Origin of the sequence: Lentzea indica (genome assembly GCF_012184385.1) — a bacterium.
Lineage (GTDB): Bacteria > Actinomycetota > Actinomycetes > Mycobacteriales > Pseudonocardiaceae > Lentzea > Lentzea indica.
In genome coordinates, this window is sequence record NZ_VSRL01000008.1 from 1 (window position 1) to 18,162 (window position 18,162).

Annotated in this window: 13 protein-coding genes and 3 pseudogenes; 7 read left to right on the plus strand and 9 right to left on the minus strand. The window is 68.3% G+C overall.

Annotated elements, in window-relative coordinates; translation table 11 throughout:
- Positions 1 to 149: 149 nt before the first annotated feature.
- A pseudogene (locus FXN61_RS51485) lies at positions 150 to 353 on the plus strand (ESX secretion-associated protein EspG); the annotation flags it as partial.
- A 168-nt stretch (positions 354 to 521) separates the two neighbouring features.
- On the opposite strand, the gene FXN61_RS03795 reads toward FXN61_RS51485, so the two are convergent.
- On the minus strand, positions 522 to 971 hold the full coding sequence (locus FXN61_RS03795) for a gamma-glutamylcyclotransferase family protein (RefSeq protein ID WP_045317832.1): 450 nt from the start codon (positions 969 to 971) through the stop codon (positions 522 to 524).
- A gap of 109 nt (positions 972 to 1,080) precedes the next feature.
- On the opposite strand from FXN61_RS03795, the pseudogene FXN61_RS03800 reads away from it, so the two are divergent.
- From FXN61_RS03800 to FXN61_RS55060, 4 genes and pseudogenes are all read left to right on the plus strand, one after another.
- A pseudogene (locus tag FXN61_RS03800) lies at positions 1,081 to 2,485 on the plus strand (NAD(P)H-quinone dehydrogenase).
- A 64-nt stretch (positions 2,486 to 2,549) separates the two neighbouring features.
- Complete coding sequence (locus FXN61_RS03805) at positions 2,550 to 3,227, plus strand: hypothetical protein (protein ID WP_167970273.1); 678 nt, start codon at positions 2,550 to 2,552, stop codon at positions 3,225 to 3,227.
- The gene (locus tag FXN61_RS03810; RefSeq protein WP_312877533.1) at positions 3,224 to 3,823 is read left to right on the plus strand and encodes a class F sortase; all 600 of its coding nucleotides are present in this window, start codon (positions 3,224 to 3,226) and stop codon (positions 3,821 to 3,823) included. Before FXN61_RS03805 ends, FXN61_RS03810 begins: the two co-directional genes overlap by 4 nt.
- A gap of 71 nt (positions 3,824 to 3,894) precedes the next feature.
- Positions 3,895 to 4,431 (plus strand): sortase domain-containing protein, encoded by a 537-nt coding sequence (locus FXN61_RS55060; protein ID WP_167970275.1) that lies wholly within the window; start codon positions 3,895 to 3,897, stop codon positions 4,429 to 4,431.
- A gap of 134 nt (positions 4,432 to 4,565) precedes the next feature.
- Here the strand turns inward: FXN61_RS55060 and glpK are convergent.
- Positions 4,566 to 6,073, minus strand: a pseudogene (gene glpK / locus FXN61_RS03820) (glycerol kinase GlpK).
- Positions 6,074 to 6,086: 13 nt separating this feature from the next.
- Positions 6,087 to 6,830, minus strand: a complete 744-nt coding sequence (locus FXN61_RS03825; RefSeq protein ID WP_167970277.1) for an MIP/aquaporin family protein — start codon at positions 6,828 to 6,830, stop codon at positions 6,087 to 6,089.
- A gap of 284 nt (positions 6,831 to 7,114) precedes the next feature.
- On the opposite strand from FXN61_RS03825, the gene glpD reads away from it, so the two are divergent.
- Together glpD and FXN61_RS03835 are read left to right on the plus strand one after the other, a co-directional pair.
- Positions 7,115 to 8,824, plus strand: a complete 1,710-nt coding sequence (gene glpD / locus FXN61_RS03830; RefSeq protein WP_167970408.1) for a glycerol-3-phosphate dehydrogenase — start codon at positions 7,115 to 7,117, stop codon at positions 8,822 to 8,824.
- Positions 8,825 to 8,845: 21 nt separating this feature from the next.
- Entirely contained in the window at positions 8,846 to 10,258 is a 1,413-nt protein-coding gene (locus FXN61_RS03835) for an alkaline phosphatase D family protein (RefSeq protein ID WP_167970279.1), read from the plus strand.
- A 4-nt stretch (positions 10,259 to 10,262) separates the two neighbouring features.
- On the opposite strand, the gene FXN61_RS03840 is transcribed toward FXN61_RS03835, so the two are convergent.
- The 6 genes from FXN61_RS03840 to FXN61_RS03865 form a co-directional block, all read right to left on the minus strand.
- Entirely contained in the window at positions 10,263 to 11,540 is a 1,278-nt protein-coding gene (locus FXN61_RS03840; RefSeq protein WP_167970281.1) for a M20 family metallopeptidase, read from the minus strand.
- Positions 11,537 to 12,709, minus strand: a complete 1,173-nt coding sequence (locus FXN61_RS03845; protein WP_167970283.1) for a M20 family metallopeptidase — start codon at positions 12,707 to 12,709, stop codon at positions 11,537 to 11,539. Before FXN61_RS03845 ends, FXN61_RS03840 begins: the two co-directional genes overlap by 4 nt.
- Before the next feature lie 183 nt (positions 12,710 to 12,892).
- The gene (locus tag FXN61_RS03850) at positions 12,893 to 13,186 is read right to left on the minus strand and encodes a hypothetical protein (RefSeq protein ID WP_167970285.1); all 294 of its coding nucleotides are present in this window, start codon (positions 13,184 to 13,186) and stop codon (positions 12,893 to 12,895) included.
- Positions 13,187 to 13,242: 56 nt separating this feature from the next.
- The gene (meaB, locus tag FXN61_RS03855; RefSeq protein WP_167970287.1) at positions 13,243 to 14,235 is read right to left on the minus strand and encodes a methylmalonyl Co-A mutase-associated GTPase MeaB; all 993 of its coding nucleotides are present in this window, start codon (positions 14,233 to 14,235) and stop codon (positions 13,243 to 13,245) included.
- Positions 14,228 to 16,363, minus strand: coding sequence for a methylmalonyl-CoA mutase (scpA, locus tag FXN61_RS03860; protein ID WP_167970289.1), 2,136 nt, complete (start codon positions 16,361 to 16,363; stop codon positions 14,228 to 14,230). The genes meaB and scpA overlap by 8 nt, the downstream gene beginning before the upstream one ends.
- Positions 16,360 to 18,129, minus strand: a complete 1,770-nt coding sequence (locus FXN61_RS03865; RefSeq protein WP_167970291.1) for a methylmalonyl-CoA mutase family protein — start codon at positions 18,127 to 18,129, stop codon at positions 16,360 to 16,362. The genes scpA and FXN61_RS03865 overlap by 4 nt, the downstream gene beginning before the upstream one ends.
- Positions 18,130 to 18,162: the final 33 nt, after the last annotated feature.

Sequence of the window (18,162 nt, forward strand, 5' to 3'; positions counted from 1 at the left end):
GTGGACAGGTTGCCGCCCTCCCAGGCGGAGCGCAGTGTGGCGGAGAGTGTGTTGCCCTCGCGTCGCATGCGGGCGATGACCGATGCCCATTCGGTTTCGCCCTGACCGCCCTCCCCACGGTTCCGGCGGGCGAGGGTCACTCGATCACCCTGCCCTCCGCGGACCTGGACGCAGCAGCCGCCTCAGCAGCCTCCCCCGAGGAGCTGGAGGAGTCGCTGCGCGGCCGCCTGCGGGCCGACGACGCCCGCACGCTGGCCGAGATGGTCCGCGACGTGTCGAACCGCGGTCAGTTCGGTGCCGCGGCCAGGGACAAGTGGGGCAAGCGCGTCCGGCCGGACCGGGTGGTCGCGTTCTACGACACGCCGAAGGGCCGCTACCTGCAGATGCGGCGGCCACCGAGGGACAGCCGCCCTGGTCGACCATCGCCCCTGTCGACTACCGGCGACTGCACCACCACCTGGTGGAGCTGCTGGCGGAAGCCGCCGGTTCCTGACCGCCCGGGCTCAGTGGCCCTGGAGCGATCAGGGGCCGATGCCCTGGCAGGGCCTGGTCCGCAGGTCGTTCACGTAGTCGTCGGGCGCACCGGCGGCCTCGGCCGCGTCGGCGACCACCCCGATGTACCGCGCGGACGGCAGCCCGCCCTCGTAGGCGTCCAGCACGTAGAGCCAGGCGACCACGGACCCTTCGAGGGTCTGCACGCGCAACCGGATCTTCTTGTAGAGGCCGAGCGCGCCCTCCCACCGGTCGAGCCGCGACTCGTCACGTGGCGACACGTCGTAGAGCACGCAGAACGTCTGCTGGTCTGGCTCCTCGACGATGGTGGCGAGCGCGCCCTCCCAGCCGAGGTCCTCGCCACCGAACGTCAGACGCCAACCGACGAGCCAGCCGGTCCCCGCGAGCGGGGAGTACGGGGCTCGCTCCATCATCTGGTTCGGATCCATGTTCGACCCGTACGCGGCATAGAGCGGCACGTCCGACAGCGTAGCGACCCAACGATCAGCTTTCGGTACTGACGACACGCTCGATTCGGCCAACGCGTACGGTTGTGCCGGCCAGCAAGCGCGCAGAAGGGAACTGATCGTGACCCGCATCGTCATCATGGGCGGCGGACCCGCAGGTTACGAGGCAGCCCTGGTCGCGGCGCAGCACGGCGCCGACGTGACCGTGGTGGAGAACGACGGAGCCGGTGGCGCGTGCGTGTTGTACGACTGCGTGCCGTCGAAGACCTTCATCGCGTCGGCGGGGGCTCGCAGCGCCTTCCGCAACGCCGGTGAGCTGGGCATTCAGACCAACAACGACCTGGCGGCCGTCGACCTCCCGGTCGTCCACGGACGGGTGAAGGGCCTCGCACTGGCGCAGTCCGCGGACGTGCGGGCGCGGCTGCAGCGCGAAGGCGTGCGGCTGATCAACGGACGCGCGAAGTTCGCGGACGACACCAGGGGGCTCGCGCAGCACCAGGTCGTTCGCGATCAGCGCGGACGGCGGGGAGGAGATCCTCAACGCCGATGTGGTGCTCATCGCAACGGGCGCCACGCCGCGTGTCCTGCAGGGCGCTGAGCCGGACGGCAAGCGGGTCCTCACCTGGCGGCAGATCTACGACCTGCCAGAACTGCCAGAGCACCTCGCGGTCATCGGCTCCGGTGTGACCGGTGTCGAGTTCGCCAGCGCCTACACCGAGATGGGCGTGAAGGTGACGATGGTCTCCAGCCGGGACCGGGTGCTCCCTCACGAGGACGCCGACGCGGCCGCGGTGCTGGAAGACGTGTTCGCCGAGCGCGGCACGGCCGTCGTCAAGCACGCCCGCGCTGACCGGGTCGAGAACACCGGCGACGGTGTGCTGATCCACCTGGAAGACGGTCGCACGATCGAGGCATCCCACGCGCTGATGACCGTCGGCTCCGTGCCGAACACGAACGACATCGGCCTGGACAAGATCGGCATCGAGCTCGGCCGCGGCGGGTACATCCCCGTCGACCGGGTCAGCCGAACCAACGTCAGCGGCGTCTACGCGGCCGGCGACTGCACCGGTGTGCTGCTGCTCGCGTCCGTGGCCGCCATGCAGGGCCGCATCGCGATGTGGCACGCGCTGGGCGAGGGTGTCAGCCCGATCAAGCTCAAGACCGTCGCCGCGAACGTCTTCACCAACCCCGAGATCGCGAGCGTCGGCATCAGCCAGCAGGCGATCGACTCGGGCGAGGTGCCCGCGCGCACGATCATGCTGCCGCTCGCCACGAACCCCCGCGCCAAGATGGAGGGTCTGCGCCGCGGCTTCGTGAAGCTGTTCTGCCGCCCGGCGACGGGCGTGGTCATCGGCGGTGTCGTCGTCGCTCCGAACGCGAGCGAGCTCATCCTGCCGATCGCGCTGGCCGTGCAGAACCAGCTCACCGTCGAGCACCTCGCCACGACCTTCTCCGTCTACCCGTCGCTGTCGGGTTCGATCACCGAGGCGGGTCGTCAGCTGATGCGGCACGACGACCTGGACTGACCGGGGCAACCTTTCCCAGTGCTCGAGCGTGTGGTGAGAAAACGCTGACACTGGGGAGGATGTCATGGGAGGAACCAGAAGATCCATCGCACTGCTGACCGCGCTCGGCCTGCTCGCGGTCGTCCCGGTCACCGCACAGGCACAGACCGATCTCAAGCTCGTGGTCGCACCATTTTCGCCGACGGCCGGCGCTGGGGTGATGGTGTCGCTGGACGGCTGCAAGACGCCGACCGTCGCCACGTCACCCGGCTTCCAGGCGCCCGCAAAGCTGGAGCGGCGCGGGGAGAACGCGATGAACGGCTTCACGAACGTGGTCGAGAAGGCCGGTGACTACGTGGCAACGGCGGAGTGCGACGGCAAGTCCTACACGGCCCAGTTCTCGGTGGTGAACCGGCCACAGCCCAGCTGGGGCTTCGGGCCGCTGGAGGTCGAGCCGGGCGGAACGGTCACCGCCTCGACCAACAAGATGACCTGTCTTCCCGAGCCCGTCACCTCGCCCGGCTTCACCAAGCCGATCTATCTGAGCATCGTGCCTCCGAGCACTTTCCAGGGCAGCACCACGGTGATCACGACGCCGGGTACCTACACCGCCACCTTCCGCTGCTCGAACGGCGCGGCGCCCACCACTCAGCAGTTCACGATCAAGGCCCCTTCCACCACGACACCACCGCCCGGCAAACCCAAGCCGCCCATCGTCAAGCCGAAGGGTGCGGCGAACACCGGCGGTGGCGGTACCGCGTGACACCGAAGACGATCTTCGCGGGACTGGTGACGCTGGCGCTGCTGACCGGCTGCGCCGCGTCACCCGAGCTCGTCATGCCCACCGGACCGGCACCGTCCACCTCGACTGTGGTGTCCACTTCGGACACCACTGCCGCCACGGGCATGCCGCCGTCGGAACCGACCGAGGTGCGCATCCCGAAGATCGGCGCGAAGTCGTCGCTCGTCCCGCTCGGGCTGAACCCGGACGAGACGATCGAGGTGCCGCCGGTCGAGCAGCCGATGCAGGCCGGCTGGTACCGCCTCGCCCGCACGCCGGGTGAGGCTGGCCCCGCCGTTCTGCTGGGTCACGTCGACGGCAACAGGCAGCCGGGCATCTTCTTCCGGCTCAAGGAACTCGCCGCTGGCGACGAGGTCGAGGTGTCCAGGAAGGACGGCACCACGGCCCGGTTCCGCGTGACCAGGACCGAGCAGATCGCCAAGGACAGCTTCCCCACCGAAGCCGTCTACGGCGACACCGCCGAGCCGGAGCTCCGCCTCATCACCTGCGGCGGAAGCTTCGACGAGGCCGCCCGCAGCTACCGGGACAACATCATCGTCTACGCACGGCTGACCTGACCGATGATCACGGTTCGGCCCCGTCTTGATTGGACGAGCAACTAACCCACCGGATGTGCGTCAATGAACCCGTGGGGACTCGTGTCTTGATCGCGGTGCTGAGCGTGGCGCTGGCCACAGCCTGTTCGCAGGGGCCGGCGCCGAAGCCGTCGGCGGTGACGAGCGACAGCGCACCGCCGCCGGTGGTCTCACCGCTGGGCAACTCCGATCCGATGGAACTGCGGATCGACCGCATCGGCGTGCGGTCGTCGTTGGTCGCGCTCGGCCTCGACCCGCAGGGCGTGGTCCAGATGCCGCCGGTCAACGAAGGCATGCAGGCCGGTTGGCACCAAACGCATCCCCAGCAGTGGATCATCGTCGGGCGGATCGAGAGCAACAAGGCCAGAGGCGTCTTCTACCGGCTGAACGACCTGCAGCAGGGTGACGTCCTCGAAGTGTCCAAGAAGGACGGTTCGGTCGCCCGTTTCACCGTGGCGCGCACGGAGAGGATCATCCGCGACGACTTCTTCGCGGAGGCGGTCGCCAGAGACGCGGACGAGCAGGGGCTGCGCCTGATCACGTGCGGCACTCGCGACAACGTGATCGTGCACGCAACCCCTGCCCAATAACCGCGAGTTCGCGTCGGTCGTCCGGTCACCCGCTCGCACCGAAATCGGCGGAGCCCATTTCGGTGCGAGCGAGTCGGCCGGAGACCGACTCAAAGGCGAACTCGCCGCCGTCTGCGGAGCAGCGGCCATCAAACTCAGTCCTCGACCCAGTCGAAGGTCTTTGTGACTGCCTTCTTCCAGTTCGCGTACTCGGACGTGCGGCGGGCGTCGTCCATCTGCGGCTCCCACTGCTTGTCCATCGCCCAGTTCTCGCGGATGTCGTCCTCGGTCTTCCAGAACCCGACCGCGAGACCGGCCGCGTAGGCCGCACCGAGCGCGGTCGTCTCGGCCACCACCGGCCTGATCACCGGCACGCCGAGGATGTCCGCCTGGAACTGCATCAGCAGCTCGTTCACGACCATGCCGCCGTCGACCTTCAGCGCCGTCAGGTCGACGCCCGAGTCGGCGTTCATCGCGTCGAGCACCTCACGGGTCTGGAAGGCCGTCGCCTCCAGGACGGCCCGTGCGAGGTGGCCCTTGTTGACGAACCGGGTCAGGCCGACGATCGCGCCACGGGCGTCGGAACGCCAGTACGGCGCGAACAGGCCGGAGAACGCGGGCACGAAGTACGCGCCGCCGTTGTCCTCGACGGAACGCGCGTGCTCCTCGATCTCGGCCGCGCTGCTGATCATGCCGAGGTTGTCGCGCAGCCACTGCACCAGCGAGCCGGTGACCGCGATCGAGCCCTCCAGCGCGTAGACCGGGGCGGCCTCGCCGATCTTGTAGCAGACGGTGGTGAGCAACCCGTTCTCGCTCATCACCTTCTCGGTGCCGGTGTTGAGCAGCATGAAGTTGCCGGTGCCGTAGGTGTTCTTGGCTTCACCGGGCGACAGGCAGGCCTGGCCGAACGTCGCCGCCTGCTGGTCGCCGAGGATGCCGGCGATCGGCACGCCCGCCAGCGCCCCGCGCTCGCGCACCTGGCCGTAGACCTCGGACGACGACCGGATCTCCGGCAGCATCGACATCGGGATGCCCATGTCGGCGGCGATCGACGAGTCCCACTGCAGCGTGTCGAGGTCCATGAGCATGGTGCGCGACGCGTTGGTCGGGTCGGTGACGTGCACGCCGCCGTCGGTGCCGCCCGTCATGTTCCACAGCACCCACGTGTCCATGTTGCCAAACAGCAGGTCACCGGCCTCAGCGCGTTCCCGCGCACCCTCGACGTTGTCGAGGATCCAGCGGACCTTGGGCCCGGAGAAGTAGGTCGCGAGCGGCAGGCCGACCTTGGGCCGGTAGCGCTCCTGCCCGCCGCCGAGCGCGCCCAGCTCCTGCACGATCTTGTCGGTGCGCGTGTCCTGCCACACGATGGCGTTGTAGACGGGTGCGCCGGTGTTCTTGTCCCACACCACCGCGGTCTCGCGCTGGTTGGTGATGCCGACGGCTGCGATGTCCGAAGTGGACAGATCGGCCTTCGCGAGCGCGCCCGCGGCGACCTGGCGGGTGTTCTGCCAGACCTCCATCGGGTCGTGCTCGACCCAGCCCGCCTTCGGGAAGATCTGCTCGTGCTCCTTCTGGTCGACGACACCACCCGACCAGAGTGGTCGAAGATCATGCAACGCGTCGACGTGGTGCCCTGGTCGATCGCGGCCACGTACTGGGTCATGCGAGAAGTCCTTTCAGACCGGGAGAACCAGGTAGAGCAACGCGGCGAGCGCGCCACCCACGAGCGGGCCCAGGACAGGGACCCACGAGTAACCCCAGTTCGCGTTGCCCTTGTTGTGGATCGGCATGAGGAACGCATAGGCGATGCGCGGACCGAGGTCGCGCGCCGGGTTGATGGCGTAGCCCGTCGGGCCACCGAGCGACGTACCGATCACCAGCACGACGAACGCGACACCCGCGTAGCCGAGCGCCGAGTTGCCGAACGTCGGAACCCCTCCGTCGGCGACCTTCACGGTCGGGGACAGCAGGATCCATGCGACGAGCACGAACGTGCCGATGATCTCGGAGACGAGGTTCCACGGCTTGTTCGGGACGGTCGGGCCGGTGGAGAAGATGCCGAGCGTGTTCTGCGGCTGGTCGTGGGTGTCGAACTGGAGCTTGTACGTCGCCCAGCACAGCATCGCACCGATGATCGCGCCGACCATCTGTCCGAGGATGTAGACGGGAACATCGCCCCACGGCGTCTTGTCCGCGATGGCGAGACCGAGGGTCACGGCGGGGTTGAGGTGCGCACCGCTGGGGTCCGCGATGCTCGCACCGGTGAAGACGGCGAAGGCCCAGCCGACGTTGACGAACAGGAACCCGGTGCTGTTGCCGAGCGTGTTCTTGAGCACCTGGTTCGCGACGACACCGGTGCCCAGGAGGATGAGGACCGCGGTCCCCAGCGTCTCCCAAACGAAGATCGAGCCTGCACTCATCGTCGACCCTCTCTTGTTCGCGGCAAGGAGGGAGCGCAAAACCCGGAGGTCAGGCCGCGCCGCCCGCCCACAACGTGCTCGGACGCTATTACCGTGCTGATCAGTTGTCTACGCCAAGTACGTGCGGTCAGGCCATTTTTGGGCCATAAGGTTGCGGACTTCCCGCCCATGGGCGGGAAGGGGTGGCTGAAGGTAGCGTGAGGCGAAGCCGTCACAGGGAGGCGTCTGTCGTGGCCACGCGCAAGAACGCAGCTGCACCACCGCAAACCCATGTAGCACCTCCGATCACCGGCAGACTCGGGCCTGCGGAGCGCGAGGAGTCGTGGCAACGGCTGGAGGCGGAGACGTTCGACGTCGTCGTGATCGGCGGTGGTGTCGTCGGTGTCGGTGCGGCACTGGACGCGGCCACGCGCGGCCTGCGGGTGGCGCTCGTCGAGGCCCGTGACCTCGCCTCCGGCACGTCCAGCCGGTCCTCCAAGCTCTTCCACGGCGGCCTTCGCTACCTGGAACAGCTGGAGTTCGGCCTGGTCCGCGAAGCACTGCGCGAGCGCGAGCTGATGCTGACGCGCATCGCACCGCATCTCGTGAAGCCGGTCAGCTTCCTCTACCCGCTCACCAACCGCATGTGGGAGCGGCCGTACACAGCGGCCGGTCTGTTCCTCTACGACACGATGGGCGGCGCCCGGTCCGTGCCGGGGCAGAAACATCTCACCCGAGCAGGTGCGCTCCGGCTGGTCCCCGCTTTGAAGCGCGACGCGTTGATCGGCGGCATCCGTTACTACGACGCCCAGGCCGACGACGCCAGGCACACGATGATGGTCGGCCGCACCGCCGCCCACTACGGCGCCGTGGTGCGCACGTCGACCCAGGTGGTCGGGTTCCTGCGCGAGGCCGACCGCGTCTCCGGTGTGCGCGTGCGTGACGTCGAAGACGGTCGCGAGGTCGACGTGCGGGCGCACGCGGTGATCAACGCGACCGGCGTGTGGACGGACGAGCTGCAGCGGCTCTCCGGCTCGCGCGGACGGTTCCGGGTGCGGGCGTCGAAGGGCGTGCACATCGTCGTGCCGCGCGACCGGATCGTCGCCGAGTCCGGGATGATCCTGCGCACCGAGAAGTCGGTGCTGTTCGTGATCCCGTGGCGCAACCACTGGATCGTCGGCACCACGGACACCGACTGGAACCTCGACCTGGCGCACCCCGCGGCGACCAAGCACGACATCGACTACATCCTCGAACACGTCAACTCGGTGCTCGCGACGCCGTTGACGCACGACGACATCGAGGGCGTCTACGCGGGACTGCGGCCGCTGCTGGCCGGCGAATCCGATTCGACGTCAAAGCTTTCGCGTGAGCACGCGGTGGCACGGGTCGCTCCCGGACTGGTGGCGATCGCGGGCGGCAAGTACACGACGTACCGGGTGATGGGCGCGGACGCCGTCGACGCGGCGCACGTGGACCTGCCGGGACGCATCCAGCCGTCCATCACGGACAAGGTGCCGCTGGTCGGTGCCGACGGCTACCACGCGCTGGTGAACCAGGCCGACCAGCTGGCGGCCAAGCACGGGCTGCACCCGTACCGCGTGCGGCACCTGCTGGACCGCTACGGCTCCCTGGTGCACGAGGTGCTGTCGCTGGCCGCCGACAACTCCGAGCTGCTCAAGCCGATTCCGGCCTCCCCCGACTACCTGCAGGTCGAGGCGGTGTACGCGGCCTCGCACGAGGGAGCGATGCACCTGGAGGACGTGCTGACGCGGCGCACCCGCATCTCCATCGAGTACGCCCACCGCGGCGTCGACTCGGCGGAGGCGGTGGCACGGCTCGTCGCGCTGGTCCTCGGCTGGGACGAGGACGCGATCAAACGCGAGGTCGAGGTCTACTGCGCCCGCGTCGAGGCCGAACGCGCGTCGCAGGCCCAACCGGACGACCAGGCAGCCGACGCCGTTCGTGCCGCCGCTCCGGAAGCTCGTGCGCAACTGACGGAACCGGTGAGCTGATCTTTTGGGCATGCTGGAGGCATGACTGGGGTCGACAGAAGAACTTTCCTGATCGGCGCGGCCGCGGCCGGTGCGATCTCGACCGGTACCGCCCATGCCGCCACCACGTCCTTCGAGCACGGCGTCGCGTCAGGTGACCCGTTACCGGACGGTGTGCTGCTGTGGACTCGTGTGGTCACGTCCGAGCCGATCCGGTGGGAGATCGCTCGCGACGAGGACTTCCACCGGGTCGTGAAGCGCGGCACCACCCGAACTTCTCCTGCGCGGGACCACACGGTGAAGGTGGAGGTCCACGGCCTGCGGCCGGACACCAGGTACTGGTACCGGTTCCGCGTCGGCGACGTCCTGTCGCCGGTCGGCCGGACCAAGACCGCCGGGTGCGTGTCCGAGCTGAACTTCGGCGTCGTGTCGTGTTCGAACTGGATGGCTGGGCACTTCGCCGGCTACGGCCACCTCGCTCGCCAGCAGGACCTCGACGCCGTGATCCATCTCGGCGACTACATCTACGAGTACTTCAACGCCGACTTCCGAGCGCCCGACCCGCCGCACAGGTGCGTCACGCTCGACGACTATCGGCGCCGGCACGCGCAGTACAAGACCGATCGGCACGTCCAAGCACTGCACGCGGCCCATCCCATGATCGCGACCTGGGACGATCACGAGTCGGCTGACAACTCGTCGAGCATCGGTTCGCCGCAGCACGATCCCGCCACCGAAGGCCCGTGGGCCGCGCGCATGGCCGCCGCGACGCAGGCCTACCACGAGTGGATGCCTGTCCGGGAGGGCAAACTCGACCGGACGTTCCGCTTCGGCGACCTCGCCACCGTGACCATGCTGGACCTGCGCTCCTACCGCACCGACACCACGATCCTCGGTGCCGCCCAGCGCGCCTGGCTGATCAAGACCCTCACGACCGACCGTGCGCGCTGGCAGCTCGTCGGCAACTCGGTGATGATCAGCCCGTTCAAGATCCCGCCGCTGCCGGGCTTCCCGCCGTCGAACCCCGACCAGTGGGACGGGTTTCCCATCGACCGGGAGCTGGTGCTGAGGTCGTTGGGCGACAGGAAGAACACCGTGTTCCTCACCGGTGACATCCACAGCTCGTGGGCGTGCGACGTGCCGCTGAACGACAACTCGGCGGCGACCGAGTACGTCGTCACGTCGCTGACCTCGGACAACTTCGACGAGCTGCTGAAGGTGCCGCCGCGGACCGGATCGTTGCAGCTCGAAGCACAGATCCAGGTGCTCAACCCGCACGTGCGGTTCGTGGAGCTGGACTCGCACGGCGTCTCGACGCTCAAGGTCACGAAGGACGAGGTCCGGATGGACTGGCACTACGTCGCGGACAAGAAGAACCCGGACAGCGCTGTGGCGCGTGCGCATTCGTTCCGCACGCGCCACAACACAGCACGAACCGAGAGGGTTCTCTTCTAAGCGACTAGGCGAGGGCGGCCAGCGCGGTGTGCACCATGACACGGACACCCACGAGCAGCGCACGCTCGTCCAGGTCGAACGTCGGCTGGTGCAGGTCGCGCTGCTTTTCCTGGCCGTTCCACACGCCGAGGCGCGCGAACGAGCCGGGCACGTGCTCCAGGTACCAGCCGAAGTCCTCGCCACCGGACGACTGCTCGGTGCCTGCAAGTGCGTCGTCGCCCAGTGCGGCCTCGATGCCGGCGCGCAGGATCTGGGTGGACTCGCGCTCGTTCACCACCGGCGGCACGCCGCGGCGGTGGTGCAGGTCGAAGCCGACGCCCGTCGGGGCCAGCAGGCCCGTGACCAGGTCCTTGACCAGCGGCTCCAGCTCGGCCCAGATGTCGCGGTCGCCGGTGCGCAGCGTGCCGCGCAGCAGTCCGTCCTGCGGCACCGCGTTGGGCGCCTCACCCGCGTGAACCGCGCCCCACACCAGGACGGTGCCGGAGCGGGGATCGACGCGGCGGGACAGCATCGTCGGCAGGCCGGTGATGACCGTGCCGAGCGCGTGGACCAGGTCCGCCGTCAGGTGCGGGCGCGAGGTGTGGCCGCCCGGCGAGGACAGGCGCAGCTCCAGCAGGTCGGAGGCCGACGTGATGGCGCCGATGCGCGTGCCGATGCGGCCGACCTGCAGACGCGGGTCGCAGTGCAGGCCGAAGATCCGCTCCACGCCGTCGAGACCACCCGCGGCCAGCACGTCGAGCGCACCACCCGGCATGACCTCCTCTGCCGGCTGGAACACCAGACGGACGCGGCCAGGAAGCTCGGTCGCCGAAGCGAGAGCCAGCGCGGTGCCGATCAGCACCGTCGTGTGGGCGTCGTGACCGCACGCGTGCGACACACCGTCCACAGTGGACGAGAACGGCAGGTCGGTGTTCTCCGGCAACGGCAGGGCGTCCATGTCCGCGCGAAGAGCCACGCAGCGAGGGCCGTTGCCGACGTCGCAGATCAGGCCGGTGCCGCCGGGAAGCACGCGCGGCTTGAGGCCGACCTCGCGCAGCAGCTTGGCCACCAGTTCGGTGGTGCTGTACTCGCGGCGGGACAGCTCGGGGTTGGCGTGGATGTGGCGGCGCCAGGCGACGATGTCTGAGGCGTGTGCCTTCAGCCAGTCGTCGAGCCACGCGGGGCCGCGGCCCTCTCCGAGATCATCCACAGGAGACATGCTCACCCCGGTGGGGTCGACGAGCATCTTGGTGGACGTCTTCACAGTTGAGGAGCCCGAAGGTCGGGAGTCCAGGACCGTCATGCCGCTCCTCCGCGGGCCAGCAGCCGTGCGCGCTGCTGGGAATCGGTGGCTGTCGCGATCGTCGTCCAGGCCATGGCAAGTGCTCCTTCGAGCAGCGCACGGTCGGCCGACGCCGAGGCACAAGCGGTCGCGAACTCTTGTTGGTGGTTCACCGCGTCTCCGCAGTCGATGGCAATGGTCGGATGGATGGCGGGCAACACTCTGGTGACGTTGCCCATGTCGGTGCTCCCGATCTTCTCTCGCTGTTCCTGCTCTGGCGAGAGCGGCCGTCGTCCCAGGTCAGTGGCCGCACGCCGGTAGGCGTCCGCGAGCCACGGGTCGGGAGTCAGCTCTGCGTAGATCGGCGAGACCTGCACGACCTCATGGGTGCAGCCGGTCGCGAGCGCGCCGGCACTGAAGCAGTTCCGGATCCGGTTCTCCAGGCGCTGCAACGATTCCAAGTTCTCCGCCCTCACATCGAACATCGCCGATGCGTGGGCGGGTATTACGTTCGGCACCGTGCCGCCGTGGGTGACGATGCCCGTCACCATCTGGCCCGGCTCGAGGTGCTGCCGCAGCAGGCTGATCGAGATCTGCGCGACGGTCACCGCGTCCGCGGCGTTGATGCCCAGGTGCGGGGCGGCGGCCGCGTGTGACGGCTTGCCCGTGTAGTGCACCTCGAGGTCGGTGATGGCCAGCGACCTCGCGGCGCACGACTCGTACGGCGCCGGGTGCACCATCATCGAGAACGAGACGTCGTCGAACACGCCCCGTTCCGGCATGAGCACCTTGCCGCCGCCGACCTCTTCCGCCGGAGTCCCGATCACCTTCACGGTGATACCCAGCCGGTCGGCGAGGTCACGCAGCGCAAGCGCCGCGCCGACGGAAGCGGCGGCGATGACGTTGTGCCCGCACGCGTGCCCGACCTCGGGCAAAGCGTCGTATTCGGCACAAAGCCCCAGCACCAACTCGCCGTCGCCGAACGTCGCGACGAACGCGGTGTCGAGGCCGGCCACACCGCGATCAATCTTGAAACCCTCGCGGGCCAGCAGGGAGGTGATCTTCTCGACGCTGCGGTGTTCGGAGAATGCCAGCTCAGGCTCGGCGTGGATCGAGTGCGACAGGTCCAGCAGCGCGTCGGAGTACCGCTCGACGGTCGAGCGTGTGCTGATCTTCAAGTCGGTACTCATTTGCCACCATCCTGCATCACCGCCTGTAAACCGCAGTGCGCTGATGATGATCAACCGGCTGGCCGGTCGCAGCGCTGCGCCAAGCGGCGAGCGAGTTTCGGTCTGACCGATCAACGATGACGCAAATGGTCGGCAAGCACGCTTAATTTTGACTATTACGTCCCATCATGTGGGACGCACGCCTCAGCCCTTCTTGGCCGCGCGCTCCTTGCGCCACTTCGCCCACCGCTTCTTGTTGCGGTAGTAGACCAGCACGAACAGCAGCACGGCGATGCCACCGATCCACAGCTTGCGCTTGGTCTCCTGCCTGACTTCAGGCGACGGCTCCTGCGGTGCGTTCACGCTCGGACCCGGGTTGACGGTCGTCTGCTGGGCCACTACGACAGGGGCGTTCGCGGTCTCTTCCGCCATCGACGTTCCGGCGATCCCGAAGACACCCATCAGCGCGAACACGCAGGCCAGCAGCAACCTCGACATGGCCTGAACTCTACCTCGAATACCACGATCGAAGGTCACCCAAACTAGTTAAGCGCCTACCGAGAGTCCGATTGGAACGCCTTCAGAATCTGCTCGGCGGCAAGCGTTGCGGTGAGCTCTCCGGAGCGGACTTTCTCCTCGAGAGAGGGCGCCAACGCGCGCACTGCGGTGCTCTCGCGCAACTGCCGCCACAATTCGTCGTGGACCATCATCCAGGTCCATTCGACCTGCTGGCGGCGCCGCCGTTCGTCCAGCTCTCCTGCGTCGGTCAAGGTGGTCCGGTGTTCCAGCACTCGGGACCAGAGCTCTTCGAGACCGGTCCCGGTGAGGCCCGAACACGTGAGCACCGGCGGGTGCCACAACGCGTCCGGCGGACGCAGCATCTTCAACGCGCCGGCCAGCTCACGAGCGGCCTTGCGGGCGTCCAGCTCGTGCTCACCGTCGGCCTTGTTGACCGCGATGACGTCCGCGAGCTCCAGAACGCCCTTCTTGATGCCCTGCAGCTGGTCGCCAGTGCGCGCCAGGGTCAGGAACAGCGAGCAGTCCGTCATGTTCGCGACGGCCACCTCCGACTGCCCGACACCGACGGTCTCGACCAGCACCACGTCGAAGCCCGCGGCCTCGACCAGCACGATCGTCTCGCGCGTGGCCTGCGCGACGCCGCCCAGCGTGCCGCTCGTCGGAGACGGCCTGATGAACGCGTCCTGGTTCACCGAAAGCCGTGCCATGCGCGTCTTGTCGCCCAGAATGCTGCCGCCGGTGCGGGTCGACGACGGATCGACGGCGAGCACCGCCACCCGGTGGCCCTTGTCGGTCAGCATGGTGCCGAGCGCGTCGATGAACGTCGACTTGCCCACACCCGGCACACCGGTGATGCCGACCCGGATCGCGTTGCCCGACTTGGGCAACAGCTCGATCAGCAGCTCCTGCGCCTTGGCCCTGTGGTCGGCTCGCGTCGACTCGACCAGCGTGATGGCCCTGGCCAGCACACCTCGATTGCCGTCGAGGACGCCCTTGGTGAGCTCGGCGACGTCGATCACCCTAGCCATGGTGGCCGAGTTGATCTGCGAGTTTCACCAGCAAATCCTTGGCCGCGTCCGCGATCACCGTGCCGGGCGGGAAGATCGCCGCCGCGCCAGCCGCGTACAGCTCGTCGAAGTCCTGTGGCGGGATCACGCCACCGACGACGATCATGATGTCCTCGCGGCCGAGCTTGGCGAGCTCCTCTCTGAGCGCCGGCACCAGCGTGAGGTGGCCTGCGGCGAGCGAGGACACGCCAACGATGTGCACGTCGGCCTCGACGGCCTGGCGCGCGACCTCCTCCGGCGTCTGGAACAGCGGGCCGACGTCGACGTCGAAGCCGAGGTCCGCGAACGCCGTCGCGATCACCTTCTGACCGCGGTCATGGCCGTCCTGGCCCATCTTGGCGACCAGGATGCGCGGCCGGCGGCCCTCTTCCTGCGCGAACGCCTCGACGACCTCGCGGCAGGCGTCCACGTTGGACACTTGGCCGACCTCCTGCCGGTAGACGCCGGAAATGGTGCGGATCTGCGCCGAGTGCCTGCCCCACACCTTGCCGAGCGACTCGGAGATCTCGCCGACCGTGGCCTTGGCGCGGGCCGCGTTGATGGCCAGCTCCAACAGGTTGCCGCCGCCGGACGCGGCTTTCGTGAGCGCGTCGAGCGCACTGTCCACTGCGGACTGGTCGCGTTCTTCCCTGAGCCTGCGGAGCTTTTCCAGCTGCTGGGTGCGCACGCCGGCGTTGTCGACCTTGAGGACCTCGATCTTCTCGTCGTTGTCCACCAGGTACTTGTTGACGCCGATGACGGGCTGCCGGCCGGAGTCGATGCGCGCCTGCGTGCGGGCGGCGGCCTCCTCGATGCGCAGCTTGGGGATGCCCTCGTCGATCGCGCGGGCCATGCCGCCCGCCTTCTCGACCTCGCTGATGTGCTCCCACGCCTTGGCGGCGAGCTCGGCCGTGAGTTTCTCGACGTACGCGCTGCCTCCCCACGGGTCGATCACGCGCGTCGTGCCGGACTCCTGCTGGAGCAGCAGCTGCGTGTTGCGGGCGATGCGCGCGGAGAAGTCCGTCGGCAGTGCCAGCGCTTCGTCGAGCGCGTTCGTGTGCAACGACTGCGTGTGGCCCTGGGTCGCGGCCATCGCCTCGACGCACGTGCGCGCAACGTTGTTGAACACGTCCTGCGCGGTCAGCGACCAGCCGGACGTCTGGCAGTGCGTGCGCAGACTCAGCGACTTGGGCGACTTCGGGTCGAAGCCCTTGACCAGCTTCGCCCACAGCAGGCGCGCGGCCCGCATCTTGGCGATCTCCATGAAGAAGTTCATGCCGACCGCCCAGAAGAACGACAGTCGCGGCGCGAAAGCGTCCACGCCCAGGCCGGCTTCTTGGCCCGCGCGGAGGTATTCGACGCCGTCCGCGAGCGTGTAGGCCAGCTCCAGGTCGGCGGTCGCTCCGGCCTCCTGCATGTGGTAGCCGGAGATCGAGATGGAGTTGAACTTCGGCATGTGCGAGCTGGTGTAGCTGAAGATGTCGGAGATGATCCGCATCGACGGCTGCGGCGGATAGATGTAGGTGTTGCGGACCATGAACTCCTTGAGGATGTCGTTCTGGATGGTCCCCATGAGCTGCTCCGGCTTCACCCCCTGCTCCTCCGCCGCGACCACGAACAGGGCCAGGATCGGCAGCACAGCGCCGTTCATCGTCATCGACACGGACATCTTGTCCAGCGGGATGCCGTGGAACAGCGTGCGCATGTCGTAGATCGAGTCGATCGCGACGCCCGCCATGCCGACGTCACCGGCCACGCGCGGGTGGTCCGAGTCGTAGCCGCGGTGCGTGGCGAGGTCGAACGCCACGGAGAGCCCCTTCTGACCGGCCGCGAGGTTGCGGCGGTAGAAGGCGTTCGACTCTTCTGCCGTCGAGAAACCCGCGTACTGGCGCACGGTCCACGGCTGGTTGACGTACATCGTCGGGTACGGCCCGCGCAGGAACGGCGCGATGCCGGGGTACGTCTCCAGGAAGTCCAGACCGTCCACATCGGACGGCCCGTAGACCGGCTTGACCGCGATGCCCTCCGGCGTCTCCCACACCGGCAGGTCGGTCTCGTACTTCGCCGACGGGAGCGGGCCGAGGTCGATGTCCGCGAAGTTGGGGATCATCGCCTTACTCCCAAGAACTCGAAGGTGTTGTTCAGGATTTCGAGCGCGGGGCAACCCGTGTAGACGTACCCGTCGACCTTGGCGTCGCTCTTGCGCCCGGCCAGGAGTACCCGTTCCGCGCCGGCCGCACGCAACGCCTCGACGACCGGGACAGCCAGGTCGGCGTAGCTGGAGTCGCTGCCGCACAGCACCGCGACCTTGGCACCGGACGCCGTGAACCTTTCCGCCACGTCCTCGGCCGTCTTCGTCGGCCCTGCGTTCGGGGTCGCGAAACCGCCCGCGTTGAAGAGGTTCGCGGCGAACGTGGCGCGCGCGGTGTGCGCCGCCACGGGGCCAAGGGTGGCCAGGAAGACCTGCGGACGTTCAGGCTGGGCGTCGGCCAGGTCCCGCAGCTCTTCGAAGGCCTGTGCATAACGAACCCTCGGCAGCCCGAAACTGTCAGACCTGCCTGAGACACTTGGGATGGGGGGTGGATCCCCCCAGGGGGCCCGCGAATCGGGATCGATTCCGACGGTGGAGTCGCGAATGACGGGCTTCTCAGTGAGGTTCGGGAACTCGCTGACACCGGTGATCGGATCACTGCGATCCGCGAGCCGTGCCGACCGCTTGGCCCAGGTCTCCGCGATCCGCGAGGCAACCAGGTCGCGTGCCTGAGGCAACCCGCCGGCGCGTTCGATCTCCTGGAACCACGACCAGGCCTGCACGGCGAGGTCGTCGGTGAGCTTCTCGACGTACCAGGACCCGGCGGCGGGGTCGATCACCTCACCGAGGTGCGACTCCTCCAGCAGCAGGTTCTGCGTGTTGCGGGCGACCCGGCGCGCGAACTCGTCCGGCAGCCCGATGGCCGCGTCGAACGGCTGCACCGTCACGGAGTCGGCGCCACCAAGACCAGCGGCCAAAGTCGCCACCGTGGTGCGCAGCATGTTCACCCACGGGTCGCGGCGGGTCATCATCGCGGACGACGTCACCGCGTGCTGCAGCTGCGGCACATCCACACAGGACACACCGGACACCTCGGCCACGCGCGCCCACAGCCGGCGCGCTGCCCGCAGCTTCGCGATGGTCATGAACTGGTCGGCGGTCGCGGCGTAGCGGAACTCCAGCTGCGCGAAAGCCTGCTCGACACCGAGTCCCGCACCTGTCAGCGCCCGCAGATGCGCCACGGCCAGCGCGATCGACGCACCGAGCTCCTCGGCGTCCGATCCGCCCGCGTCGTGGAACGGCAGTGCGTCCACGACCACCGTGCGCAAGTTGGGGAACAGCGAGTTCGCCTGCTTGATGACGTCGAGGGCTTCGCCGTGAGGCACCAGAGCGAGGTTGCCCCGCACCTGCTCGGCCAGCAGCGGCGACTGGTCGTAGATCCGCAGCATCGTGCGCGCCGCGTCGACGTCACCGTCGAGCACGATCGGCGCGAGGTCGAGGTAGACGCCGTCCAGGACGCGTTCGAGCGAGTCGGGAGGGATGGCGAGCCACAGCGAGGTGACGCCGCCCTCCAGGTCGTTCATCAGCGCGACGGGATCGGGCACGGCGTGGCGCTGGCGCACGTCCCAGCCCTGCTTCGCCGGCACGAGGGCATAGGCGGGCAGCGCGTCGTCGAGGGTGTAGAGCGGCTGGAGCTCGATGCCGTCGTACGTCTTCGTGACCAGCGAGTCGAAGCTCGCGCCGGTCTTGCTGAGGACGGCGTCGACCAGCTCACGCCACTGTTCCCGCGACGCCGGGGGAAACTCGTTCGTGCGGAATTCGGCGGGCAAGGCCAACTCCATCATGCGTTGCAGTGTTACCGACCAGTACCGACTCGG

Excerpts from the sequence above, each read along its gene's own strand:
- FXN61_RS03840 (WP_167970281.1), bottom strand. The coding sequence starts at position 11,540 with ATGACGGTCCTGGACTCCCGACCTTCGGGCTCCTCAACTGTGAAGACG.
- FXN61_RS03845 (WP_167970283.1), bottom strand. The coding sequence starts at position 12,709 with ATGAGTACCGACTTGAAGATCAGCACACGCTCGACCGTCGAGCGGTAC.
- FXN61_RS03835 (WP_167970279.1), top strand. The coding sequence starts at position 8,846 with ATGACTGGGGTCGACAGAAGAACTTTCCTGATCGGCGCGGCCGCGGCC.
- FXN61_RS03805 (WP_167970273.1), top strand. The coding sequence starts at position 2,550 with ATGGGAGGAACCAGAAGATCCATCGCACTGCTGACCGCGCTCGGCCTG.
- scpA (WP_167970289.1), bottom strand. The coding sequence starts at position 16,363 with ATGATCCCCAACTTCGCGGACATCGACCTCGGCCCGCTCCCGTCGGCG.
- FXN61_RS03865 (WP_167970291.1), bottom strand. The coding sequence starts at position 18,129 with ATGATGGAGTTGGCCTTGCCCGCCGAATTCCGCACGAACGAGTTTCCC.
- FXN61_RS03850 (WP_167970285.1), bottom strand. The coding sequence starts at position 13,186 with ATGTCGAGGTTGCTGCTGGCCTGCGTGTTCGCGCTGATGGGTGTCTTC.
- meaB (WP_167970287.1), bottom strand. The coding sequence starts at position 14,235 with ATGGCTAGGGTGATCGACGTCGCCGAGCTCACCAAGGGCGTCCTCGAC.
- FXN61_RS03825 (WP_167970277.1), bottom strand. The coding sequence starts at position 6,830 with ATGAGTGCAGGCTCGATCTTCGTTTGGGAGACGCTGGGGACCGCGGTC.